Annotated in this window: 21 protein-coding genes and 1 pseudogene; 3 read left to right on the top strand and 19 right to left on the bottom strand. The window is 73.6% G+C overall.

Going from position 1 to position 23,527, the window contains the following annotated elements; genetic code table 11:
• Nucleotides 1-302 precede the first annotated feature (302 nt).
• Nucleotides 303-500, top strand: a complete 198-nt coding sequence (locus tag F8274_RS19230; RefSeq protein WP_151463762.1) for a hypothetical protein — start codon at nucleotides 303-305, stop codon at nucleotides 498-500.
• A gap of 43 nt (nucleotides 501-543) precedes the next feature.
• On the opposite strand, the gene F8274_RS19225 is transcribed toward F8274_RS19230, so the two are convergent.
• The 5 genes from F8274_RS19225 to F8274_RS19205 all read right to left on the bottom strand — a co-directional run bounded on the left by F8274_RS19225 (nucleotide 544) and on the right by F8274_RS19205 (nucleotide 6,001).
• Nucleotides 544-1,206, bottom strand: coding sequence for a DUF5701 family protein (locus F8274_RS19225; protein ID WP_151463761.1), 663 nt, complete (start codon nucleotides 1,204-1,206; stop codon nucleotides 544-546).
• A gap of 83 nt (nucleotides 1,207-1,289) precedes the next feature.
• A complete protein-coding gene (locus tag F8274_RS19220; protein WP_151463760.1) occupies nucleotides 1,290-2,054 on the bottom strand; it encodes a LytTR family DNA-binding domain-containing protein in 765 nt (254 codons plus the stop codon).
• Nucleotides 2,051-3,274, bottom strand: coding sequence for a sensor histidine kinase (locus F8274_RS19215; protein ID WP_151463759.1), 1,224 nt, complete (start codon nucleotides 3,272-3,274; stop codon nucleotides 2,051-2,053). The genes F8274_RS19220 and F8274_RS19215 overlap by 4 nt, the downstream gene beginning before the upstream one ends.
• A 33-nt stretch (nucleotides 3,275-3,307) precedes the next feature.
• Nucleotides 3,308-4,816, bottom strand: coding sequence for a sugar transferase (locus F8274_RS19210; RefSeq protein WP_151463758.1), 1,509 nt, complete (start codon nucleotides 4,814-4,816; stop codon nucleotides 3,308-3,310).
• A gap of 324 nt (nucleotides 4,817-5,140) precedes the next feature.
• Nucleotides 5,141-6,001: an Fpg/Nei family DNA glycosylase gene (locus F8274_RS19205; protein ID WP_151463757.1), complete on the bottom strand. Its 861-nt coding sequence runs from the start codon at nucleotides 5,999-6,001 to the stop codon at nucleotides 5,141-5,143.
• A 24-nt stretch (nucleotides 6,002-6,025) separates the two neighbouring features.
• Between F8274_RS19205 and F8274_RS19200 the strand changes: the two genes are divergently transcribed.
• On the top strand, nucleotides 6,026-7,288 hold the full coding sequence (locus F8274_RS19200; RefSeq protein WP_151463756.1) for a glycosyltransferase family 4 protein: 1,263 nt from the start codon (nucleotides 6,026-6,028) through the stop codon (nucleotides 7,286-7,288).
• Between the two features lie 10 nt (nucleotides 7,289-7,298).
• Here F8274_RS19200 and F8274_RS19195 read toward each other — a convergent pair whose 3' ends face one another.
• The 5 genes from F8274_RS19195 to F8274_RS19175 all read right to left on the bottom strand — a co-directional run bounded on the left by F8274_RS19195 (nucleotide 7,299) and on the right by F8274_RS19175 (nucleotide 11,112).
• Nucleotides 7,299-8,024, bottom strand: coding sequence for a CDP-alcohol phosphatidyltransferase family protein (locus tag F8274_RS19195; protein WP_151463755.1), 726 nt, complete (start codon nucleotides 8,022-8,024; stop codon nucleotides 7,299-7,301).
• Nucleotides 7,999-9,066: an iron-containing alcohol dehydrogenase family protein gene (locus F8274_RS19190; protein WP_151463754.1), complete on the bottom strand. Its 1,068-nt coding sequence runs from the start codon at nucleotides 9,064-9,066 to the stop codon at nucleotides 7,999-8,001. Before F8274_RS19190 ends, F8274_RS19195 begins: the two co-directional genes overlap by 26 nt.
• Complete coding sequence (locus tag F8274_RS19185) at nucleotides 9,054-9,785, bottom strand: sugar phosphate nucleotidyltransferase (RefSeq protein WP_091265297.1); 732 nt, start codon at nucleotides 9,783-9,785, stop codon at nucleotides 9,054-9,056. Before F8274_RS19185 ends, F8274_RS19190 begins: the two co-directional genes overlap by 13 nt.
• Nucleotides 9,786-9,856: 71 nt before the next feature.
• Nucleotides 9,857-10,666: a hypothetical protein gene (locus F8274_RS19180; RefSeq protein ID WP_225853864.1), complete on the bottom strand. Its 810-nt coding sequence runs from the start codon at nucleotides 10,664-10,666 to the stop codon at nucleotides 9,857-9,859.
• Nucleotides 10,663-11,112 (bottom strand): NUDIX hydrolase, encoded by a 450-nt coding sequence (locus tag F8274_RS19175; protein WP_192579890.1) that lies wholly within the window; start codon nucleotides 11,110-11,112, stop codon nucleotides 10,663-10,665. The genes F8274_RS19180 and F8274_RS19175 overlap by 4 nt, the downstream gene beginning before the upstream one ends.
• 114 nt (nucleotides 11,113-11,226) lie before the next feature.
• Between F8274_RS19175 and F8274_RS19170 the strand changes: the two genes are divergently transcribed.
• Nucleotides 11,227-11,619, top strand: a complete 393-nt coding sequence (locus F8274_RS19170) for a cyclic nucleotide-binding/CBS domain-containing protein (RefSeq protein ID WP_151463753.1) — start codon at nucleotides 11,227-11,229, stop codon at nucleotides 11,617-11,619.
• Nucleotides 11,620-11,688: 69 nt separating this feature from the next.
• Here the strand turns inward: F8274_RS19170 and F8274_RS19165 are convergent, their stop codons facing one another.
• From F8274_RS19165 to F8274_RS19125, 9 genes and pseudogenes are all read right to left on the bottom strand, one after another.
• Nucleotides 11,689-14,763: a malectin domain-containing carbohydrate-binding protein gene (locus F8274_RS19165; RefSeq protein WP_151463752.1), complete on the bottom strand. Its 3,075-nt coding sequence runs from the start codon at nucleotides 14,761-14,763 to the stop codon at nucleotides 11,689-11,691.
• A gap of 187 nt (nucleotides 14,764-14,950) precedes the next feature.
• Nucleotides 14,951-16,000, bottom strand: coding sequence for a glycoside hydrolase family 26 protein (locus tag F8274_RS19160; protein ID WP_151463751.1), 1,050 nt, complete (start codon nucleotides 15,998-16,000; stop codon nucleotides 14,951-14,953).
• Nucleotides 16,001-16,145: 145 nt separating this feature from the next.
• On the bottom strand, nucleotides 16,146-17,078 hold the full coding sequence (locus F8274_RS19155) for a sulfotransferase (RefSeq protein WP_151463750.1): 933 nt from the start codon (nucleotides 17,076-17,078) through the stop codon (nucleotides 16,146-16,148).
• Nucleotides 17,079-17,106: 28 nt separating this feature from the next.
• Complete coding sequence (locus F8274_RS19150) at nucleotides 17,107-18,705, bottom strand: polysaccharide biosynthesis C-terminal domain-containing protein (protein ID WP_225853862.1); 1,599 nt, start codon at nucleotides 18,703-18,705, stop codon at nucleotides 17,107-17,109.
• Nucleotides 18,693-19,556, bottom strand: a complete 864-nt coding sequence (locus tag F8274_RS19145; RefSeq protein WP_151463748.1) for a sulfotransferase domain-containing protein — start codon at nucleotides 19,554-19,556, stop codon at nucleotides 18,693-18,695. The genes F8274_RS19150 and F8274_RS19145 overlap by 13 nt, the downstream gene beginning before the upstream one ends.
• A gap of 17 nt (nucleotides 19,557-19,573) precedes the next feature.
• Entirely contained in the window at nucleotides 19,574-20,779 is a 1,206-nt protein-coding gene (locus F8274_RS19140) for a hypothetical protein (protein WP_151463747.1), read from the bottom strand.
• Nucleotides 20,779-22,266, bottom strand: coding sequence for an O-antigen ligase (locus tag F8274_RS19135; RefSeq protein WP_151463746.1), 1,488 nt, complete (start codon nucleotides 22,264-22,266; stop codon nucleotides 20,779-20,781). The genes F8274_RS19140 and F8274_RS19135 overlap by 1 nt, the downstream gene beginning before the upstream one ends.
• On the bottom strand, nucleotides 22,263-23,264 hold the full coding sequence (locus F8274_RS19130; protein ID WP_151463745.1) for a DUF3048 domain-containing protein: 1,002 nt from the start codon (nucleotides 23,262-23,264) through the stop codon (nucleotides 22,263-22,265). Before F8274_RS19130 ends, F8274_RS19135 begins: the two co-directional genes overlap by 4 nt.
• Nucleotides 23,261-23,527, bottom strand: a pseudogene (locus tag F8274_RS19125) (lipopolysaccharide biosynthesis protein); the annotation flags it as partial. The gene F8274_RS19130 and the pseudogene F8274_RS19125, both read right to left, overlap by 4 nt.

The following is a 23,527-nucleotide window of genomic DNA, read 5'->3' as shown; positions in this document are numbered from 1 at the left end:
TGCGGGGCGCGCGGGGCGGGGACCGGAGCCACCCGGTCGGGCCGCTCCGGAAGCTCCTGCTCCTCCGCTCCGGTCATCCCCGGCAGTCTCGCCTGATCAGCGGGAATGTCAAGAGCACCGGGGGCGGTCCTGTGGACAACGTGTGGACAACGCGTCACTCCTGTGGACAACCCGGTGGATGACCGCCGCCTCGTTGTGGACGGCGGGGATGTCGCGCCTGATCGTTCCTCCGGGAACCTTCCGCCCGCCCGATGAGTGGGAGGTGTGAAGGGAGGTGACGGTGTCCGACGTGGCTGCGGCGGGTGGCGGTGAACGTCGCCCGCAGCCGGCATCGGCGACGACGGGTGCTCGACCGGCTGCTGCTCCGGATCGGTCCGCCACCCGCCGTCGCCGACCGCTCGCCCGACCACCCGGCCCTGCCGGGCAGGCCCGGCGACCGCCTGCTCCTGACGTGGGACGGGGACGGGAGCGTCTGGAGCCACTTCCTCCTGGCCTCCTGACGGTGCGGAGGCGGGACCTGTTGGTCCCGCCCCCGCAGCCGGCTCAGTCGAGCCCGACGCGCACCGGATCGGCGGTGGCCGAGCCGAGCCAGGTGTGCGGGTTGCCGAACCAGCACCAGCCCAGCTTCGGCGCCCCCTGACTGATCCAGAGCGCCGGCACCCGCTTGTCCCCGCAGCGCGAGCCGACCAGCGAGAAGCACCGGTTGCTGGCCAGCGCCGGCGGGTGCAGGGTGACGAAGGCGAGGCCCTCGTCGATGGTGATCGGCAGCCGGCCCTGCTCGGTCATCCGGGCGAGCGCGGTGGAGGGCGGCACGTTCCGGTGCTCCTCGCCCCGGTCCACGTCGAAGAGCAGGTACGCGGGCCCGGCCGGCACCTCCAGCTCCTTGATCGGGTCGAACGTCGGCAGGTCGTCGGCCGGGAAGTTCCGGTCGAGGATGCCGGTCTTCCGCTTGCCGGCGAGCGTGGTGAGTGCGATCCGCTCCTGGACGGGCACCAGCTCGCGCGTGGTCACCAGCAGGAAGGGCACCCGGCCGTCGGTGGGCGCGGCCAGGTCGGCCGCCCGGGCGACGGCCGCCGCCCGCAGCGGGGTGAGCAGGTCGCGGAAGGTGTGCTCGGTCAGCCCGGCCAGGGCCGGGTAGCCGAGGTGGACGAGGCGGTCGAGTTGACGGTCGAATTCGGTCGCGGCGTCGTAGCGGCTGTCGGGCATGCGGCCTCCACTCTGTCGTACGGCGTCCCGTACAGCGTACGAGATGGGGCGCGTATTCCCGACTGGCGGAAGAATCCCGGAAATCAGCGGTTCCAGTCCTGCTTGGCCGCGCGGACCAGCTTGTCCTTCAGCTCCCGGGTGTGCCGGCGGCTCACCGGCAGCTCCGCCCCGTCGACCACCACCACGTAACCGGAGTTGACCAGCCGCAGCTCGGCGATCAACTTGAGCTGCACCAGGTAGGACCGGTGCACCCGGACGAACCCGGCGTCGGCCCAGCGCTCGGCGAGGGTGGCCAGCGAGACGCGGACCAGGTGCGAGCCGTCCGCGGTGTGCAGCCGCGCGTAGTCGCCCTGCGCCTCCACCCAGCGCACCGCCGAGCGGGGCAGCATCCGGGTCGTCCCCGCCAGCTCGATCGGGATGGTCGGGTCCTCCTCCGCCCGGGCCAGCGCCGCCGGGTGCGACGGGACCACCCGCGCACCGATCACCCGGCGCAGCGACTCGGCCAGCCGCTCGGCGCGCACCGGCTTGCGCACGTAGTCCGTGGCGCCCAGGTCGAAGGCGTCCACCGCGCCGTCGTCGTAGGCCGTGACGAACACGATCGCCGGCGGCCGGGCGAACCGGCGCAGCACCCGGGCCAGCTCCATGCCGTCCAGCCCGGGCATCCGGATGTCCAGGAAGACCACATCCACGTCGCCGTCGCGCAGCAGCCGCAGCGCCTCGGTCGCGTCGCCGGCCGTGTGCAGCCGGGCCACCCGGGGGTCGGCCCGCAGGTGGTACGCCAGCTCGTCCAGGGCCGGCGGCTCGTCGTCGACCGCCAGCACGCGGAGAAACCCGGTCGCCGCGTTCATGACGTCGCCCGCACCCCGGGGTGGAACTTCGGCACCCGCATGCTGACCTTCGTACCCGAGCCCAGGCCGGTCTCGACGACCAGGCCGAACCCGTCCCCGAAGGCCGACCGGAGCCGCTCGTCGACGTTCGAGAGGCCCACGTGCTGGCCCGGGTCGTCGGCCGGGTCGATGCCGGCGCCGGCCAGCTCGGCGATGCCGGCGGTCAGCGTCGTCGGATCCATCCCCACCCCGTCGTCCTCCACCGTGATGTGGCACTCGGCGCCCGCGTCCCGGGCCTCGATGCTCACCATGCCGGTGCCCGGCTTGCGGGACAACCCGTGCCGGACCGCGTTCTCCACCAACGGCTGGAGGCAGAGGAACGGCAGGGTCACCGGCAGCACCTCCGGGGCGATCTGGAGGCGCACCTGGAGCCGCTCGCCGAACCGGGCCCGCTCGATCGTCAGGTAGCGGTCGATCGAGCGCAGCTCCTCCGCGAGCGTGGTGAACTCCCCGTGCGCCCGGAACGAGTAGCGGGTGAACTCGGCGAACTCCAGGATCAGCTCGCGGGCCCGCTCCGGGTCGGTGCGGACGAACGAGCCGATCGCGGTCAGCGCGTTGTAGATGAAGTGCGGGCTGATCTGGGCGCGCAGCGCGCGTACCTCGGCCCGGGCCAGACGCTCCCGGGAGGAGTCCAGCTCGGCCAGGGCGAGCTGATCGCCGGCCCAGTGCGCGGTCTCCAGCGTCGCCTGCACCAGGCCCGGGGCGGGCCGCTCGCCGGCCACCGCCACCAGCGCCCCGACCACCCGGCCGTCGGCGCTCAGCGGAGCCACCACCGCGCCCCGGACCGGGCAGTCCACCAGGTCGCAGTGCAGCTCCGACTCGCGCAGCACCGTCGAGCGCCCGGTGCCGACCGCCCTGCGGGCCGCCGCGACCAGTTGATCACCGTGGTGTGCGCCGTGCCCGTCGAGGGCGAGCAGGGCGTCCCGGTCCGTCAGGGCCAGCCCGGCCGCGCCCACCAGGGCCCGCAGATGGCGTACGGCCTTCGCCGCGCCCGCCGCGCTCAGACCACCCCGCAGCGGCTCGGCGGCCAGCCCGGCGGTGTGCAGCACCTCGTAGGTGGCCCGCTGGGTGGCCGTGGCGATGCCCCGGCGGGCGCGCAACCGCAGCACCGCCCACAGCGCCGCGGCCAGCGCGGTGACCAGCGAGACGACGCCGAACACGGCCGAGAGGTTGCCACCCACGCCCGCGATCCTGACGGCTGGCGGCCCGGAGCGCTAGTACGCGCCCTTGCGGGCGAGCACCACCCCGACCGTCCGCCACAGGATGCTCAGGTCGTAGGCCAGCGACCAGTTGTCGACGTAGTAGAGGTCGAGCCGGACCGCCTCGTCCCAGGAGAGGTCGGAGCGGCCGGAGACCTGCCAGAGCCCGGTCATGCCCGGGCGGACCAGCAGCCGGCGCCGGACGTCGCCCAGGAAGTCACCGTCGTCGGCGGGGAGCGGACGCGGGCCGACCAGGGACATCTCGCCCCAGAGCACGTTGATCAGCTGGGGCAGCTCGTCGAGCGAGGAGGCGCGCAGGAAGCGGCCCACCGGGAAGACCCGCGGGTCCTGCTTCATCTTGAACAGCATGCCGTCGGTCTCGTTCTGGTCGACCAGGCCGGCCAGCCGCTCCTCGGCGTCGACGTACATGGTCCGGAACTTCCAGACCCGGAAGGTCCGCCCCTCGTGCCCGACGCGGGGCTGCCGGAAGAAGACCGGCCCCGGGTCGGAGATCCGGATGGCGATCGCGACCGCGGCGAAGAGCGGGGCCAGCAGCAGCAGGCCCAGCCCGGCGGCGACCCGGTCCATCAGGTTCTTGGCGAGCAACGCCGGCCCGGACAGGGTCGGCTCCTCGACGTGCAGCAGCGGCAGGCCCTCGATGGGACGGATGTGCACCCGCGGACCGGCGATGTCGGTGAGCTGGGGCGCGACCACCAGGTCGACGCCGGAGCCCTCCAGCTGCCAGGCCATCCGGCGCAGCTCGCCCGGCTCGGCGCTGGCCGACCCGCACACCGCGATGGTGTCCCCGCCGACCTCCCGCACCAGGGCGAGCACGTCCCGGCCGGCGTAGACCGGCACCGGCGTCTCGATGCCCCGGGCGGCGGCGTACCCGTCGGTGAGGTGGATGGCCACCGGGACCAGGCCCGCCCCCGGGTTGCGGGTGACCGCGGTGAAGACCTCCAGGCACTCCGGCAGGGTGCCGACCAGCACCATCCGGTGCCCGGCCTGGCCGACCCGGCGGCGGAGCGCGTGCAGCGTGGCCCGGGCGATCATCCGGCCCAGCAGGATCAACAGCATCGCCCCGAGCAGCGCGAAGCCGACCGTCCACCGGGACAGCGAGTAGGTCTTCGTCGCGAAGGCGATGAAGGAGACGGTGGCGGCGACCGCCACGCCGGCCCGGGTCACCCGCTTGAACTCGTCGGGCCCGAGGCCGAGATAGCGCCGGTCGTAGGCGCGGTTGCCCCACAGGATGAGCAGCCAGCCGAGCGGCAGCAGCAGGAACGCGACCGTGTAGAACCACGACTGGGGGGCGTGCCGGAAGCCCGAGTCGGCCTGCTCGAAGATCTGGATGGCCAGGTAGCTGGCCAGCGCCGCCGCGCCGAAGTCGAGCAGCAGGAGGATCGCGATGTAGGGGCGGTGCCAGCGGGACACCCGGCGGCGGGCGCGAGCCCACGCCAACCGGGGTACGCCGTTGTGCGACGGCGGAGTCGGCGGCTGGATCTCGAAGCTGTCGACGTGCCGCACGCTCTCGCTCCGGCCTGTGTTGGTTACCGGGCGCTGGAGGCTTGTCGTCACCTCAACCCATGTCCTCCCGCATGACACGCACCCTCACTCGCCGTGAGGGCCCGGGTCGCCCACCGTCCCAGTCTCCCACGCGGGCCCGGCCCGGACCGCCCCCAGAGGGAGAAGCCGTCCGTGACGCTCGCGAGGATCTGGCCGGCTCCGAGTCGGTTGTGAAGCCGGGGACCGAGCCACTATACCGATGGATGGCGGCCCCGGTAGAGGTGCGGAGTGGGACCTTCGGCGATCCGCGGACGATTCCTCTCCGTAACCGACGAGTGCGGTTACTCACCGTACGAGACGGGACAACCGTCGGTCAGCCAGCGGCTTGCCGCCGGTCTGGCAGGTGGGACAGTACTGGAGGCTCGAATCGGCGAACGAGACCTCCCGCACGAGGTCGCCACAGACCGGGCAGGGCAGCCCCTTCCGGGCGTGGACCTTGAGCCCGGAGCGCTTCTCGCCCTTCAGCTCCGCGGCCCGCTGCCCCATCGAGCGCCGGACCGCGTCGCCGAGCACCGCGCGGGTCGCCGCGTGCAGCGTCGCGAGCTGGTCGTCGGTCAGCCGGTCGGTGATCGCGAACGGGGAGAGCTTCGCCGCGTGCAGGATCTCGTCGGAGTACGCGTTGCCGATCCCGGCGAGCACCGACTGGTCGGTCAGCACCCCCTTGACCTGACCGCGCCGCCCCCGCAGCCGGGCGCCGAAGGTGGCCAGGTCGGCTTCGAGGGCGTCCGGGCCCAGCTTGCCCACACCCGGCACCAGGGCCGGGTCCGTCACCAGGTACGCGGCCAGCTTCTTCTGCGTGCCCGCCTCGGTCAGGTCGAAGCCGGAGCCGTCGTCGAGGCGTATCCGCAGGGCGATCGGGCCCTTGCCGGGGCGCAGCGGGGCGGTCGACGGGAACGCCTCCCGGTAGTGCAGCCAGCCCGCCCGGGCCAGGTGGACCACCAGGTGCAGGCCCTCGTCGAACCGGACATCCAGGAACTTGCCGTGCCGGCCCGCGCCCACCACCGCCCGGCCGGCGACCGCGCTCGGCGGCGGGTCGTACGTCTTCAGCGCGCTGATCGCGGCGACCTCGAACCGCTCGACCCGCCGGCCGACCGCCCGCTCGCGCAGGTAGCCGGCGAGCGCTTCCACCTCCGGTAGTTCAGGCACCGTACAAAGGTAGCCTTCTTTCCCGTGAGAATCGTGGTGGCGCACAACCGGTACCGGGAAGCCCAGCCCTCCGGCGAGAACACCATCGTCGACGCGGAGATCGCCCAGCTGACCGCGGCCGGCGTGGAGGTGCTGCCGTTCCTGCGCAGCTCCGACGAGATCCCCGCGATGTCGAAGCCGGCCAAGGCGCTGCTGCCGATCTCGCCGATCTGGGCCCCGAAGGCCCAGCACGACCTCGACCGGCTGCTCGCCGAGCACCGCCCGGATGTGCTGCACCTGCACAACCCGTACCCGCTGCTCTCGCCCTGGGTGGTGCGGACGGCGCACAAGCGCGGCGTGCCGGTGGTGCAGACGGTGCACAACTACCGCCAGGTCTGCTCCTCCGGGCTCTACTTCCGGGACGGGGTGATCTGCCAGGACTGCCGGGGCCGGGCGCTGGGGGTGCCGGCGATCGTGCACCGCTGCTACCGGGGCTCCCGGGCGCAGAGCGCCCTGATGGCCACCACGCTCGCCGTGCACCGCCCGACCTGGAAGTCGGTCGACCGGTACATCGCACTCACCACGGCGGTCGCCGACCACCTGCGCGACTACGGCATCCCGGACGAGCGGATCGTGGTCAAGCCCAACGCGGTGCCCGACCCGGGGACGCCGGCGCCGCCCGGGGACGGGTTCCTCTTCATGGGCCGGCTCAGCCCCGAGAAGGGCCTCGACCTGCTGCTGGACGCCTGGCGGCGGCACCCCGTGGGGTCGCTGGGCCCGCTGCGGATCGCCGGCGACGGCGAGCTGCGCCCGCTGGCCGAGGCGGCCGCCGCCGAGCGGCCCGACGTGGTCTACCTGGGCCAGCTCGACCGGACCGGGGTACGCGCCGTGCTGGCCGACAGCGCCGTGGTGCTGGCCACCTCCACCTGGCACGACGTGCTGCCCACGGTGATCATCGAGGCGCTGGCCAGCGGCCGTCCGGTGCTCGGCTCCGCGCTGGGCGGCATCCCGTACCTGGTCGGCGCGGACACCCCCCGAGAGCCCGCCGGCACCGGCCCGGCCGAGGTGGCCACCGCAGCGCCCGGCGACGGGCACGTCGCCCTGCCGACCGGGGTGCAGCGCGGCGAGGCCGGCTGGGTGGTCGCGCCCGACCCGGAGGCGCTGGCCGCCGCCCTCCCCCTGGCCCGGGCCGGCGCGGCGACGCTCGCCCCGGCCGCCCGCACCCGCTACGAGCGCACCTTCCACCCCGACGTGGTGACGAAGCGCCTCATCGACATCTACGCCGGCCTGACCCGCGCGGCGGGCTGAGGGCGGGCCCTCAGCGGAGGGAGGCCCGGGCGGAGAAGGCGATGCTGGCCAGCAGGAAGCCGCCGTTGACGATCGTGAAGGCGACGATCACCCAGAGGGTCAGGGCGGGGGCCACGGTCAGGACCAGGCCGGCCAGGAAGACCACGGCGCCGTAGTCGCGGACCAGCTTCGCCAGGCGGACCGGGAGCGAGGTCGAGGTGACCATGCTGGCCGCGTGGGGCCCGGCCTGCATCACCGAGGTGACGAGGTTGACCATCCAGGTGCCGGCGAAGACCGCCACCAGCCAGACGGGCGTCGAGGGTCGCTGCGCCACGACGGTCGCCCCGAGCGCGGTGACCAGGGCGATCTGGGCGGCCACGTCGCAGAGCACGTCGACCCGGGCGCCGGCCGGGTTGTTCTGCTTGGTCACCCGGGCGAGCTGACCGTCCGCGCAGTCCAGCGCGTACGCGATCTGCCAGGCGACCAGGGCAACCAGCCCGACGGCCCACGCCGGGACGGACCCCGCCGCCACGTCGTCGGCGAGCGCGACCACGGTGACCGAGGCGGCCAGGCCGAGCACCAGGTTGGTGATGGTCAGCGCGGTGGGGCGCAGCCCCAGCCGCTGCGCGACCAGCGCGAAGACCGCGCCGATCCACTGGCTGATCGACTCGCTGAACAGGCCGCCGCCCCGGTTGACCCGGTGGAAGTCGGCGACGGAGGGGCGGGACGGCTCAGCCAAGGTGGTCGCGGAGTGCACCGGCGTAGTCTGCCAGCCGCTCCCGCGTCTCGGTAGGCGACATCGCCAGGTGTTCGAGGATGGTGTAGCGGTCCGGCCGGGTGGCCGGCGCGAACTGCACCGCCTCCACGAACTGCGCGTCGGTCAGGCCCACGTCGGCGGGCAGCCGGGGCAGGCCGTGCCGGCCCAGGCAGGCCGACATCTCGGCGAGCCGGCGCTCGTCGCCACGGAGGAAGGTGCAGAACAGGGCGCCCAGCCCGGCCAGCTCGCCGTGCGAGGCGGTGCCCGGGTAGAGCGAGTCCACGGCGTGCATGATCTCGTGGCAGCCGCCGCTGGCCGGGCGGCTGGTGCCGCAGACCGCCATGGCCAGGCCGGTGGAGATCAGCGCCTCGGCGAGCACGGTGACGAAGCTGTCGTCGCTCATGTCGCCCCGGTGGGCGAGCACCGCCTCGGCGCCCATCCGGGCCAGCGAGGCGGCGAGGCCGTCGACCGGCTCCCCACGGACCTGCCGGGCCAGCTCCCAGTCGGCCAGCGCGCTGATGTTGCTCACCACGTCGCCGATGCCGGCCCGGTTGTGGCGCTCCGGGCCCGCCTCGACGAAGTCCAGGTCCACGATCACGGCGATCGGGATGTGCACCCCGTAGGAGCCCTTGATGCCCTCGGTGACCAGGCTGGCCACCGGCGAGGCGATGCCGTCGTTGGCCAGCGCCGTCGCCACGGTGACCATGGGCAGCCCGCGCCGGGTGGCCGCGTACTTCGCCACGTCGATGGTCTTCCCGCCGCCGATCCCCACCACCGCGTCGTACGACCGGCTGCGCAGCTTCGCGCCCAGGTCGTCGGCGGCGTCCAGGGAGCCGCCGGCCACCGTGAACAGGTCGGCCGACCGCAGCGAGGGGCGGATCAGCTCGGCGATCTGCTCGCCCTGCCCGGGGCCGACCACCACCGCCACGTCGCCCCCGGCGGAGATCCGCCCGTCGGCCAGGATCGCGGCGAGGTCGGCCACCGCGCCGCGCCGCACGTCGATGTGCAGCGGGGTGAGGATCGTCCGGGCTAGTAGCGGCACGCGATCTCCCGCGCCCGCGCCAGGTCGGCGTGGTTGTCGACCTCGACCCAGGAGACGTCGCCGATCGGCGCGGCTCGCACCTCGCCGCCCCGGTCGGCGAACTCCTGGTAGCCGTCCTCGTAGTAGAGGTTCGGGTCGCGCCGCCAGGTCGCCTCCAGGGCGTCGGCGAGCGCGCCGGCCACCTGCGGCTCGATCAGCGTCGCGCCGATGTACTCCCCGTACGCCTCGCCCGGGTCCATCAGCTTGGTGATCCGGGTGAGCTGGCCGGCCGCGTCGAAGGTGGTCTTCATCTCCTCCTCGGCCAGCGCCTTGATGTTGTCGATCGCCAGCAGGATGCCGGGGCCGCGCTCGGCCAGCAGGGTCTTCTCCACGCTCACCGGGTGCACGGTGTCGCCGTTGACCAGCAGCACCCCCCGGGAGAAGTGCTCCCGGGCCAGCCAGAGCGAGTACGCGTTGTTCCACTCCTCGGCCTTGTCGTTGTGCACGAGGGTGATCGTGACGCCGTACTTCTCCTCCAGCGCGGCCTGCCGCTGCCGGACCGCGTCCGCCGCGTAGCCCACCACGATCACGACCTCGGTGAGCCCGACCTCGGCGAGGTTGCGCAGCGCGATGTCGAGGATGGTGGTCTCCCCGTCGACCGGCACCAGGGCCTTGGGCAGGGTGTCGGTGTACGGGCGCAGCCGGCGCCCCGCACCGGCGGCGAGCACCATCCCGATCATGCCGGCACCATCCTCTTCTCGACTTCGCTCCACGCGGTGGAGGATATCGTCGCGCCGCCGCCGGCCGTGGTTCAGCCCGGCAGAGCGGCCAGGTCGGCCAGCAGTTCCAGCCGCTCCCCGGCGGCGAGCACCGCCCACGGGCCGGCCGCCCGGCGGTCCGTCTCCTGCTCGATCGCGAGCCGCTCCGGCCCCGCGGGCAGCCCGGCGACGCTCGCCGCGGTGTGCCCCGCGGCCGTCCACGCCTCCGCGTGCGCGTCCGCGCGGTGGTAGCGCAGGGTGCCCAGCCGGTTGAGCAGCAGCACCCCGGGCGGGGTGCCGTCCGGCTCGTGCGGCGGGGCCATGGTCGCGAAGGCGCCGGGCCCGGCCGAGATGACCGCGTGCGCCAGCACCCGGCCCAGCGCCGAGACCAGCCGCTCCACCCGCTCGTCGTGCCCGGCCCACAGTTCCTCGGTCACCTCGGCGTGCACGCCGAACAGTTCGGCCAGGAACGCCAGCCCGCGCTCCGTGGCGCAGAAGCCGCCGTCCGGGAAGCGCTGCACCATCCCGTATGCGACCTGCTTGTCCAGCGCCCGCCGGAGGGCGGCCGGGTCCCGGTAGCGGGTCACCGCCGCGAAGCCCGGGGCGTCCACCGTGCCGCCCGGCGCGGCCAGGCGGGTGCGGAACTCCACCAGGACGCCCGTGGCGGCCGGACCGCCGTACCGGGAACTCAGCTCCGCGCCGCCGCCGTCGCGGCCGGCGAGCATGCCGGCCACGAAGGTCCGGTCGACCGCCGGGGCGACCAGCCCCGCGAACCGGTGCGGCGGCAACCCGACGCCGTCGACCGGACCGGGTGGCCGCACCGGAGGTCGCGCCGCGCCGCGACCGGGGACCGTCTCCCTCACAGACCGATCGAACGCAGGGCGGCGAAGCCGTTCTCGGCGATGCGCCGGATCAGCCCGTCGTTGACGGCACGGTGCTCGTCGAGGAGGTCGACGTCCCGCTCGGCCAGCCACCGGTACTCGGTGTGCTTGCCCTCCTCCAGCCGGGGCCGGCTCAGGTCGCCGTCCACCCGGACCAGGAAGTCGGTCTCCACGCGGGTCAGCCCGTCGTCGCCGGTGTAGCGGTATTCGCCGACCTGGCCGAGCACGTGCGAGACCGTCCACCCGGTCTCCTCGGTGACCTCCCGGTGCAGCGCGTCCTGCACCTCCTCGCCCGGTTCGAGGTGGCCGCCGACGATGTCCCAGCAGTTGGGGAAGAGGCGCCGCTCGGGGGACCGGCGCTGGATGAAGATGCGGCCGTCGTCGTCCACGATCAGCGCGCCGGCGCAGCGGAGGGGCTCGGTGGGCACCCCACGACAGTAGCGATTCCCCGCCGATCCTGGCGATGCCCGGTCTTGTCCCGTTCCGCATCGATGGCCCACCATGTCCGTACCGAGGCCACCGTCCCACAGGGGTGATGCGTGATGCAGGTACGGGAAGCGATGTCCAGCGAGATCCTTGTCGTCGGCCCGGAGCACACGCTCCGCCAGGCGGCCCGGATGATGTCGGCCCGCCGGGTCGGGTCGGCGGTCGTGATCGACCCGGATTCCGAGGGGATCGGGATCATGACCGAACGCGACGTGCTCAACGCCATCGGGGCGGGGCTCGACCCCGACGTCGAACGCACCGGGGCGCACCTGACCTGGGACGTGGTCTACGCGGGCCCCGACTGGACGGTGGAGGAGGCGGCCGCCGCCATGGCCCGGGGCGGGTTCCGGCACCTCGTGGTGCTCGACGGTCGGGAGGTCGCCGGGGTGATCTCGGTTCGCGACCTCATGCGGGTCTGGGCGCGGGAGCACACCGCCCCCCGCGTCTGAACCGACGGCGGAAAGGGCGATGGCCCGGCCGATACCGGCCGGGCCATCGTCGTGTCGTACCGCCTCGCGTCAGGGGCCGACGAAGACGGCGGTGCCCCGCCAGTCCACGTCGTCGACGCCCGGGCCGCTGCGCACGGTGGCGGAGCCGGTCGGCGCGCCGTCCGACCACGCCATCGAGGAGAGGTTGCCGGTGGCGCGGGAGACGACGTAGAGGGTGTCGCCGTCCAGGAACATGCCGTTCGCGTCGGCGAACGCCGTGGTGCCGGTGACCGTGCTCCGCTCGGCACCGACGACGCCGGTGTCGGGCGCGAACCCGCGCCAGAACAGGGTGCTCTGGCCGGCCAACGTGTAGTAGACACGGCCGCCGGTGTAGAACATGGCGGTCACGTTCGGCAGTTCGGCGGAGAAGTTGCCCGTCATGCCCGCGTAGGTCTGGCCCTCCGGCGCGGAGCCGGTGACGACCGTGTCCCACTTGGCGTCGTGGTACGGGTCGAGCTTCTTCGGGGAGCCGAACGCCTCGCCGTCGAACGAACGCTTGTAGAGATCGCCGTTGACCCCGTAGAACAGGTCACCGCCGACCCAGAAGGCGCCCTTCACCGTGGACCACCGGGTGCTGTCCGAGTTGGCCACCGTGGTCGCGTTGCCCACCTCGGTGGCGCCGTCGTACGACCGCCTGGTGATGCTGTCCACCGTGGTGGCCGGCGGCACCGGCGGGAGCTTGACGATCTCGATGCCCTGGACCAGCGGGTTCTCCAGCACCCGACCGAAGTCGATGTCGATGGTGCCGTCGCTGGTGACCGCGAAGGCCCGCATGGTGCCCTTGTTGGTGGCGCCGATGGAGGCGATCGGGTCGAAGTCGTTCAGCTTGAGCACGCCGTCGATGCTGACGTCGAACTTGCGCCTGCCGGCCGTGGCCGTGCCGGCGTACCGGTTGGCCAGGTAGAGCCGGACCTGGACCGGGGTGCCCGCCGGGACCGGGAAGTCCCACTGCATGTCCGGCGTGGTGGACTCGTCCCAGCGCTCGCTGCTGAACAGCGCGACCGGGGTGCCGGCCGGCACGGTGGCGTCGAGCGTCGCGTCCGTGGGGTAGGTCGTGACGGTGCTGCCCGCGTTGTGGTAGGTGCTCGGCGCCGTGAGGCTGTCGGTCGCCCAGGCCGGGCCGCTCGGCGCGGCCAGCTGGTCGCCACCCGCGTTGACCCGGTAGAGGACGTCCGCCGCGTCCGGCGTCGGCGCGGTCTTCACGATCTCGATGCCCTGGACGAGCGGGTTCTCCAACACCCGGCCGAAGTCGATGTCGACCACGCCGTCGCTGACCAGCGAGAAGGACCGCATGGTGCCGCGGTTCGTGCCGCCGGCGGCGGCCACCGGGTCGAAGTCGTTCAGCTTGAGCACGCTGTCGATGCTGACGTCGAACTTGCGCTTGCCCGCCGTGGCCGTGCCGGCGTACCGGTTGGCCAGGTATAGGCGCACGTCGACGCGGGTGCCGGCCGCGACCGGGATGTCCCACTGCATGTCCGGGGCGGTCGCCTCGTCCCAGCGCTCACTGTTGAACAGCGTCGCGGGGGTGCTCGCCGGCACCGTGGCGTCGAACGTCGCGTTGGTCGGGTAGCTCGTGACGCTGTTGCCGGTGTTGTGGTGCGGGCTGGGCGCGGCGGCGGTGTCGCCGGCCCAGTCCGGGCCGCCGTCGGTCGCCGGGATGGCCGGACCGCCGGCGTTGACCCGGTAGAGGACCTCGGTCTGCGCCGCGCGGCCGGCCTGGTAGACGTTGCCGGGCAGGCCCTTGGTGCTGGTGGAGTGCGGGGCGGCGCCGCCGCTCAGCGGGAAGAAGGCGAGCCGCTTCCGCTGGTAGTCGAAGTTGCCGATGTACTCCTGGTCGCTGCCCAGCCAGAGGCCCTGCGGGGTCACCACCATCTCGGTGACGCCGTAGCCGCGGGGGTGGCGGCCGGGGTTCCAGGCCAGGGGCAGGCCGCTGGCCGGGTCGAGGGCCGCGATGCTGGCCCGCGGCACCGCGCCGGGGCCCGCCTTGTCGCGGGCGAGGGGGTTGTTCGACCAGCGGAAGTGACCGCCGACGTAGATGGCCTCCTCGCTGATGCCGGTGGAGAGGAAGGTGTCGCCACCGCTGAAGTTGGTCCAGGTCGGCTTCTGCCCGTCGCCGGTGGCGGCGGTCTCCCAGCGGGCCGCCGAGTCGCAGAGCGTCCCCGGGTAGGAGGCGCCGGTGGTCACCACGACGAAGTACTTGCCGCTCGGGGAGAACTGCACATCCCGCACCCACGAGTCGAACGCGGTGTACTTGCAGGCTCCCGAGTAGCCGTCGGTGTTCCAGTCGGCGATGGTGGCCGTGCTCTCGCCCAGGTTGATCCGGACGATCTGGTCGTGGACGACCCCGTTGGCCTTCTTGAAGTTGCCGATGACCACGAGGTGCTTGCCGTCCGGCGAGACGGCCATCTTCTCGACGCCCACGCCGGCCGAGGCGCCGCCGTTGGTGCTGGTCCAGTTGTGGTGCTCGGTCAGCGCCACGGTGAGGTAGTCGGTCACCGCGCCGGTGGTCGGGTTCAGCGAGGCCAGCCCGTTGCGGGTGGTCGTCGCGGTCACGGTGGAGAAGATGCCGCCCACCAGGAGCCGCCCGTCGACCAGGGCGATGTCGCTCACCGTGCCGTTGAAGGCCGGCCCCTTGAAGCCGGCGACGGGCGTGCCGTCCTCGACGTTGAGCAGGGCGAGCTTGCGGAAGTTGCTGTCGCCGACCTTGTTGAAGGTGCCGGCCAGGTAGACCGTGCCCGGCGTGGGCCCGGCGATCACCGCGGTCACCTCGCCGTCGAGCACCGGGGCGAACGAGTCGTCCAGCTTGCCGGTGGCCTTGTCGAAGGCCAGCACGCCCTTGCGGGTGACCTCGGTGGTCGCGGAGCCGCGGTTCTGCGCCTTGGTGAACGAACCACCGACGATCACCTTGGTGCCGGCGTCGTAGATGGCCACGACGTTGCCGTCGTTGATGTTCGGCGTCTTGTCCGTCGGCACCTCGCTGACCAGCGTGGTGTGGTCCGGTGCGGGGGCGGCGAGCGCGGGTACGGGGGTGAAAAGGGTGGCGATGCCGAGCACGGCGGCGCCGAGAGCGGACACCGAGCGGTGTCTCAGGATCGAGGAAGGCACAGGCTACTCCGGGGGAAACGTCGGAGGCGCTGCGGTGATGGCCGGTGCCGGCGCGAGGTGGGGCGCCGCACGACCGACCGCAGACGTGAGAGCAATACCTTCTCGCATCCGGCCGTCGCCCGTCCACCCGGGACCGGAGTTTTTGACCGAGCAAACGCCCCAGGTCACACGAAAAGACGAGGGAAGATCATCGACCCGGTACGGAGGGTGGCGCCGAGGAGACACTCAGGTCCGGCGGCGGCGGGTTGAAGTACGGGTCGGTGGCCATCTCGCGGAACACGGCCTCGCTCTCCGGGTCCTTGCCGAAGGTGCTGTCGTACAGGGGTTTCGTGGTCTGCCGGGCGGCGAAGTAGACCGCCGCCTTGATCTGCGGGTGCTTCTTCAGGTACGGCCCGACCTCGCGCATCCAGTCGGCCCGCTGGCCCGGCCGGCCCTCCTGGGTGAGCCCGAACTCGCCGATCACCACCGGCCGCGGATGCTTCTGGGCGAAGGCCATGAAGTGGTCCATCCGGTCGGTGAAGCTGTTCCACTCCGGGCCGGGGTAGACGTCGGCGCAGAGCCAGTCGACCTGGTCGTCACCGGGGTAGTAGGCGGCGGCGTCCCGGTCGGGCTCGGCGAAGCCGTCCGCGTGCGGACACCACACCCAGGCCGCGTTGGTGACGCCGACCTCGGTGAAGATGGCCCGGACGTGTTTCCACGCGGCGACGTAGTCCTCCGGGGAGTGCATGCTGGCGGCCAGGTTCGGCCGGTCCATCTCCCACCGGTAGCGCAGCAGCACCGGCACGCCGAACTCCTTGACGTCGGCGGCCCGCTGCCGGATCAGCGCGTCGTAGACGCCGCTGACCGTCGACCGGGTGTCGGTGCCCTGCCAGGAGATCATCTGGAGCTTGCCCTGGGACTGGAAGGCCCGCTCCGTGGCGCCCGGGAAGGCCTCGTTCCACTCGTGGAACATGTGCGCGATGGCCAGTTCGCCGCCCGCCGCACGGTTGAACTCGTCGAACGCGGCCGCCCGCCCGGTGGCGTTGTGGAACTGCGGCTTGACCCAGGCACCCACCCAGGCACCCTTCTCCGGCAGCTCCGGCCCGCGCCCGGTGGTCCGGACCGGGCCGGTCCGGGGCGTCACCGTGGGCGGGGGCGGGGCCGCCGCCGTCGTCGCACCGCCCGGTCCGTCGGTCGAGCCGAAGTCACAGCCCGCCACCGCCGGAACGAGACAGGCCAGAGCGAACACGGCCGCCATCGTCCGTCGTAACCGTCGTACCACCGCAACCTCTCCACAGAATGGTCGCCGGCCCCACGGTCGTCGGCCCCGGCGACCCCGCGTCAGCGGAGCGGCGCGCCGGGACGGGCGGGCGACCCCTGGCACTCTACCGGTGCGACGGACCTCACGCGGTGTAGCCGAGTTCCCTGAGCAGCGGCCCAGCCTCGGCGAGCACGTCGGCCAGGTCCTGTTCGGTCAGCCGCTGCCGCCAGCGGCCGACCGAGTTCGGCCGGGCCTTGGCGAACCGGGCGTGCAGGGCCTGCCGGCCGGCCGGGTCCCCGACCGCCAGGAAGTCGGCGACCACCTCGGCCGCCTCGGCCGGGCGGGTGACGATGTCCTCGTAGCGGAGGTGCCGGACCCGTTCCGCCGGCACGTCGGCGAGCTGGGCCAGCGCGCTGCTGGTGAACCGGCGCCACATCCAGGCCGAACGGCCCAGGTCGGAGACCTTGCTGAACTCCTCGCGCCGCTCCGGCTCCACCCAGAACCGGGGCGCGGCGCCCCACGGGGTGCCGCCCCGGCCGCTCCGCCCGGTGCCCGTCGAGGCCGCGTTCAGCCACGGCTGCTCGGCGTGCGACACCGCCACGTCCCGGCCGTCCCGGTAGACGTGCAGGAAGACCGCGTCCGGGAAGACCTCGGTCAGGAACGGCACGATGAAGCAGTTCTCCGGGTCCTTCTCGGCGAACCGCAGCCCGCCGTGCCCGGAGGCGGCGAGCAGCGCACCGTAGTAGCCGCGGAAGTAGCGGCCCGCCCGCTGCGGGGTCCAGCTCCCCTCGTAGACGCAGCGGGCCACCGCCTTGGTCAGCCGGGGCTCGAAGTGGTAGGAGACGTCCGGCAGCGCGCCCACGCAGCTGCCCAGGAACGTGGTGCCGGAACGCGGCGCGCCGAGGATGAAGATGGGCCGCTCGACCTTCAGGCTGAGCTTGCGGTTGGCGGCCTCCACCGGCCGCTCCAGCTCCCGGCGTTCCTTCCGGTCCGCCAGCAGGCCGACGGCGGCGAGCTTCGCGGCCTTCACGGTCGACAGACCGGAGTGCGGGGAGAGGGGCGTGCTGCTGGTCATCGGGGTCCCATCGATACGCAGGAACGGGTCAGGACTGGGCGGCCGGGTTCGCGCCGGCGCGGTTGCGGCCCCGCCGCAGCGCGCGCAGCGCGTCGAGGTGCAGGGTGGCCCGCCAGCGCCAGGCGCCGGCCAGGTACGCCGCCGCGCCGCCGACCGCCACCAGGGCGAGCACCGGCGGCGGGGCGTCCAGCAGGCCGGCCAGCCCGAGCGGCAGGCCGAACGCGGCGACGGCCAGCGCCATGGCGGCCCGGGTGCCGGCACCGAACGGGTGCAGCCGCATCGACCACCAGAGCTGGGTCAGCGGCACCAGGTTGGTCACCAGGATGGAGACCGTCCAGGCCAGGGCCGCGCCGAGGATGCCGTACCGCGGGATGAGCAGGACGTTGGCCACCACGTTGAGCACCGTGCCGGCCATCGCGTTGTAGAACGTCCAGGCGGTCCGGCCGGCCATGTTCAGCACCATGTCGACCATGCCGCAGCCGGTGGCCACCAGCATGGTCAGCGCGAGCAGCACCACCACCCCGTGACCGCCGCCGTAGCCGGAGCCGAACAGCGCCAGCATCGGCGTGGCGAACGCCGCGAAGACCAGGTAGGCCGGCCAGGAGAGCAGCACCAGCCACCCGGTGGCGGCCTGGTAGAGCTGCCGGGCCTCGGCGCGGTCGTCGCGGGCGAAGGCGGCGGCCAACCGGTGCTGCACCGAGCTGGAGAGCGCGACGCTGGAGAGCTGGCCGAGCGCCAGGAACCGGGTCGCCGCCGTGTAGATCGCCGCGTCGGCCGGCCCACGCAGGGCGCTGAGCAGCACGATGTCCAGCCGCTGCACCACGATCGCGGCCAGGCTGCTGGCCGCGCGCGGCCCGGTGAAGCGCCAGAACGGCCCGGCGACCTCGCCCGCCGGCACCGGCCGGGTCACGTGCCGGCCGGCACGGCGGACCAGCCGGCCCAGCCAGGCCAGGGCGACCACCGCGGCGACCAGGTAGGGCACCACCCAGGCCAGCGGCAGCGCGACGGTGGCGGAGAGCCCGAGCCAGGCGGCCACCGCCACGGCCAGGAACTGCACCAGGGTGCGGCCGAGCCGTTCCACGGTGAGCAGCGGCCGCATATGGCCGAACCCACGGCAGGCGGCGAGCGCGTAGTCGTTCAGGGCGGCCAGCGGCACGAAGGCCAGCAGGATGCGCAGCGCGGTCACCGCGCCCGGGCCGGCCTCCGGCATGGTGGCCTCGGCCAGCGCCGGGGCGGCCAGCCAGCCGGCCAGGCCGAGCAGCACGCCGACCGCCAGCACCGGCAGCAGCCCGGCCAGGATCGTGCCGCGGATCCGGTCCCGCTGGTCGAGGGTCCGGTGCCGGCTGACGAAGTAGACGGTCCCCACGTCGGTGCCGAGCCGGGCCGCCGACGCGGCGATCATGAAGGCGCTGGTGGCCGCGAAGAACATGCCGGCCTCGCGTACCGACCAGCCCCGGGCGATGACGATGTTCAGCCCGAAGCCGGCCACCGCGGCCAGGCCCACCCCGACCAGGTTGGCGAAGCCCTGCCGGGCCGCGCCGCCCAGACCCGCGCCGGCACCCGGGCCGCCGGCCGGTGCGGTCAGCGTCGGGGTGCCGCCGGCGTCCGCCCGAGTCACCGCCGCCACGACGGCACGCGTCCCCACCAGGAGGCCAGCCGCTCGTCATACGGGGCGAAGTGGTCCTCCAGCCGGGCCCGCAGCTCGGCCGACATCGGCGAGCGGGACCGCGAGTTGTGCTTGCCGAAGGCGATGTCCGCCCACCGGGGCAGGCCGAGGAAGTCGCAGACCGCGTCGAAGGACGGGCGCGGGTCGGCGAAGAAGTCGTCGCTGTCGATCACGTGCAGCCGATCCCGGCCGACCAGCGCCTCCAGCCGCTCCACCTGCTCGATGTAGCGCCCACGGGCCAGGTAGGCGTTGTGCTGGAGGTGGTGGCTCGAGTACGTCGGGTCGGCGGTCATCCGCTCCCGCTCACCGGCCGTCCGCTCCTCCTCCAGCGCCAGCGCCCGCTCGAAGTCCCGCTCGGTCTCGTAACCCCGGGCCAGCTCGTGCGAGTGCGCCGAGTAGGCCCGCTCCACCGGGTCACGGAGCAGCACCAGCAGCTTCACCGAGGGCAGGTCCCGGGCGATCCGCTGCGCGGCCAGCGGGTGGAACATGTAGTAGGGGCTCGACTCGCCGGTGATCCCGCGTACGCCGAGCTGCGCCTTCACCGCCTCGGCCTTGCCGGTGGTGGGGAAGTGCCCGAGGTACCAGCTCATCCCCCGGTGGTAGTCCATGTCGAAGTAGTGCACGCCCTTGTGGTAGGCGGGCGGCAGCATCCCGGGGTGCTGCGACAGCGTCTTGAACAGCGAGGTGGTGCCGCAGCGCTGCGCCCCCACGATCAGGAATCCCGGCACCATCCGCGACCCGGCGGTCAACCGACCCACCGTCCGGCTCACCGACTTCACCGCACGAAGCGCCTGCTCCTTGGCCAGCGTCACGTCCCCACTCCTCACTCTCACCGGGCCCGTCGGGCCAGGTGCTCCTCCACGGCGGGCAGCAGCCAGGTGTCGACGTGCCCCAGCCGCGCACCCGCCTCCGCCTGCCGGTCCCGCAGATAGCGTGCCGCCAGCTCCACGAGGTAGAGCACGGCGACCAGGTCGGCGTCGCGGCCGTCCGAGTCGAACGGCGCCACGCTCCGGTCCGCCCCGGCGATCAGCGCCCGGGCGGCCTCCGTCGGCTCCACCCCGTCGTTGCCGATGGCGGTCTGCACCGCCCGGTGCAGCGCGTCGTAGCCGACCGGCACGTCCGTCTCGAACCGCTCCCAGTCCCAGACCAGCACCCGGCCGTCGGCCAGCACCGCGCTGTTGCCGCCGTTCCAGTCGCCGTGCCAGGCGCCGAACGCCACCGTCGGGTCCAGGTCCGCGATCGTCTTGAGCACCGCGCGCAGCCGCCCGGCCTCCGGGCGTGCGCCGAGCGCGTCCACCGCGTCGGCCAGCCGGGCCGCGTGGTCGCTCGCGGCCCAGGACCGCCGGCGTACGCCCAGACAGCCGGCGACCGCCACCATGGCCGCCCGCTCGGCCGCCTCGGCGACGGCCGGGGTGGCCCGGGGCAGCCGCACCGGCAGCGCCTCCTGCACTAGCAGCGCGTGCCCGTGCCAGTCGCCGTGGTGGCGTACCCCGGCCACGGTGACCGGACCGAGCGGCAGGCCGGCCAGCCGGGCCAGTGCGGCGGCCTCCGCGTCGACCAGGGCGCGGGTCAGCGGGTCGACGCCGAGCTTCGCGTACCCGAGGGCCCGACCGTCCGGGGCGAGCAGTTGCAGCACCGGCTTGCGGTTCGCCCGGGCCGGCCCGATGTGCAGGCTGACCAGCGCCCGCTCGCCCAGCACCTCGGCCAGGTGCGCGTCCAGCCCACCGCCGGTCACCACCAGCCGGTCGCGGAACACCAGCGGCCCCAGCCCGAGCCGGAACGCGGTGGCCAGGCCCTGCCGGACCAGCTTGGCCTTGCGGCCGACCGCCTCGGTGGAGTGCCGGACGGCGCTCGCCGCGGCGCGGCCGGAGCCGGTGGGCACCAGCAGCCGGGGGCGGGACGCCGAGGGCACCACCACCCAACCGGCGCCGCCCCGGTGCAGGGCGGGCTCGGCCGGCTCGGGCCAGATCAGCCCGGCGAGCTCACCGAGGTAGGCGGATCGGCCGTCGCCGTCCGGGGGTACGCGGAACACCATCAGTGGTCACCGGCTGCTTCCAGTCGGGCCCGTAGCCCGGCCACGGTGCCCCTCGGCGGCGCCGGCGCGAGCGCCCGGCGGAGCCGGTCGTTGCGGGCGAGCAGGGCGACCGAGATCAGGCCGTAGGCGAGGGTGGCTTCCAGCGCGCCGTAGGTGAACTGGAAGAAGAGCATGAGGATGAGCACGAGACTGCCGGCGATCCCGATCGCGCTGTGGTCGCGCCGGTAGCGCCAGAGGCAGTAGAGGAAGAAGCCGTTGTAGGCGATCGCGCCCACGTAGCCCTGGCCGACCAGCAGCGCCCAGAGCTGGCCGTTGCTGCCCAGCTCCCGGTTGCCGCACTGCTTGCAGTCGTCGGACTTGCCGATGGCGATCGACCGGTTACTGCCGATCAGCGCCCGGTTGCCGCCGTAGCCGAGGATCGGTGAGTGGTTGGCCGCGGTGACCGCGCCCTCGGAGAGGGTGGTGCGGATGTCGTCGCTGTGCCCGTTCTGCAGTCGCTCGTCGAAGGTGCGACCCAGCGGTGTGGCGACGATCAGCACCCCGATCAGACCGACCGCCAGGGCGAGCCCGCCGAGCACCACCATCCGGCCGCGCAGGGCGAGCCGGACCGCCACGTAGACCGCGGAGATGCCGAGGCCGATCCAGAGGCCGCGGTTGAGCGAGTAGATGACCGGGAAGATCGCGGCCAGCGCGATGGCCACGCCGGCCACCCGGCGCAGCGGCCTGCCCAGCACCACCCAGCCGACGATCAGCCAGATGAGCAGGATCGCCGTGTTCTCGCCCCACGAGTTCGTGTAGGTGAACGGCGCGGACGGTCGCGGCGAGCTGGCCTCGCCCTCGATCACCTGCTGGACCTGGGCGAACTTCACGTCCATGAGCGAGGCGACGAAGGGTTGGCTGGCGATCGAGTGCGGCAGGATGAACCGCAGCGGCGCGACGAAACCGAGGGTCGGGAAGAGCGAGCCGAGCCAGCCGCCGATCACCACGACCACGCCCATGAACCCGAAGAGCCGGACGATCCGGCGGCGGGACAGCTCCCGCTCGCCCAGGTTGTAGACGTAGAGCATGACCACGGTCATGCCGACGAAGTTGGCGAGGCGGATGGCCCAGCCGATGTACCGGCCGCCGCCGCCCGGCGGCAGCGTGTTCGGCGCGGTGAGGCCGAGCATCGCGGCGGAGAGGACCAACCAGAGCAGCAGGAGCAGCCAGATCCCGAAGCCGGGCGGCACCCGGACCGGGCCCCGGCGGACCATCTGCACCAGCATCGGCACCGCGAAGACGACGAAGACGAAGCTGGACACCCCGAGCGCCCACCACAGCGGGTAGAGCACGAAGAGCGCGATCAGCGGCCACGCCGTGGGCAACCGCAGCGACCAGCCCTTCGGCCGCGCCACGGCCGGCGTGAGCCGGGTCCCGGTGGGCGGCGCAGCCGCCGCGCCGACCGGGGCCGACCCGCGCGCCGGGCGGGGCGGGGTGACGGTGCTCATTTCACGGTGACCTTGGCGGTGGTTGGCGCGTAGATCACCCAGGCGTTGCCGGGCTGCGGGTGCAGGAGGTCGCCGCCGGTGTCGGCGAGGGTGCAGACCATGCCCAGGCCCGGCTTGCGCCACCGGCCCTTCGCGCTGGACGGCCCGGAGACCGCGACCACGGCGCCCTCACCGAACACGTTCGCCGACGGGAGGGAGCGCGGCGACGGGTTCCGGACGTCGAGCGTCCGGTATTCCATGGTCAGCACGAGCACCGACGCGGCGGTCACCGTGGCGGTGCCCACCTTGCCCACCCAGAGCGACTTCTGCTGGTCGTAGCGCCAGACCATGGGCGGGCCGCCGGAGACGGCGACCGACAGCTCGGTGGCCGGGACGAGGTCCCGCGCGGCCAGGGCGGCGCCGTCGGTGGCGTGGTCGAGCGGCGGCGTGGGGGGTTGGCCGCCCTTCGGCGCGGCCTTGAGCAGCGCGGCCGTCGAGGTGTAGCCGTCGTCGATGGCGTCGCCGTCGTCCGGGGTGACCCCGGCCAGCCCGGACTTCTCGAACTGGCTGAGGAAGCCGGTGGGGCCGCCGGCGTAGCCGACGAACGGCCGCAGCACGGCCACCGACCGGATGTCGACCGGGCGGATCTCGGCGACCGGGCCGACCTTGGCGGCGTCACGGGAGTGGAACACCGCGGTCAGGTGCAGCGTGTCGGACTCGGCGAACTCGGCGTAGACCAGGTCCGCCGCGTCCAGCCCGGCCGGGGTGGTCGAGGGGCTGACCCGCAGCGGCACGGCGACCGCCTGGCGGCCCGCCAGCGGCGCCGCGCTCACCGGCGCGCCGGTCAGCGGGCCGGCGGGCAGGCTCGGGGTCGGGCTCGGCGGGGGCGTCGCCGCGGCGCTGCCCGGGTCGACCACGTCGACGCTGCCCGCCTCGGGCTGGGGCTCGCTGCAGGCCGTGCCGAAGCCGACCACGAGGGCCGGGGCGAAGGCGGCGCGAAGCAACTGCCGGCGGTTCACCCCAGATCCTCGCCGGAGTCGAGGGCATAGCTGCGGCCGTCGCCGTCACTCCGCGAGCGGTAGGTGCCGCCGCTGCCGTTGACCGGCAGCGGCTTGCCCGGCACCGGCGGCTTGACCGACGCCTTGCCCGGCGCGGGCGGCTTCGCGGAACCGCCGGACGCGCCCGACGCGGACGGGTGCATCCGGGGCAGCACCATGGTGGACTCGGCGGACGGGCCGGGGCTCGGCCGGGGCTTCGGCCGGTTGGCCGGGGCCGCCGGCCG

The organism is Micromonospora sp. AMSO31t (assembly GCF_008868175.1).
Lineage (GTDB): Bacteria > Actinomycetota > Actinomycetes > Mycobacteriales > Micromonosporaceae > Micromonospora.
Note: the sequence above shows the minus strand (reverse complement) of the source record. Positions and strands in the feature narration are given on the sequence as shown.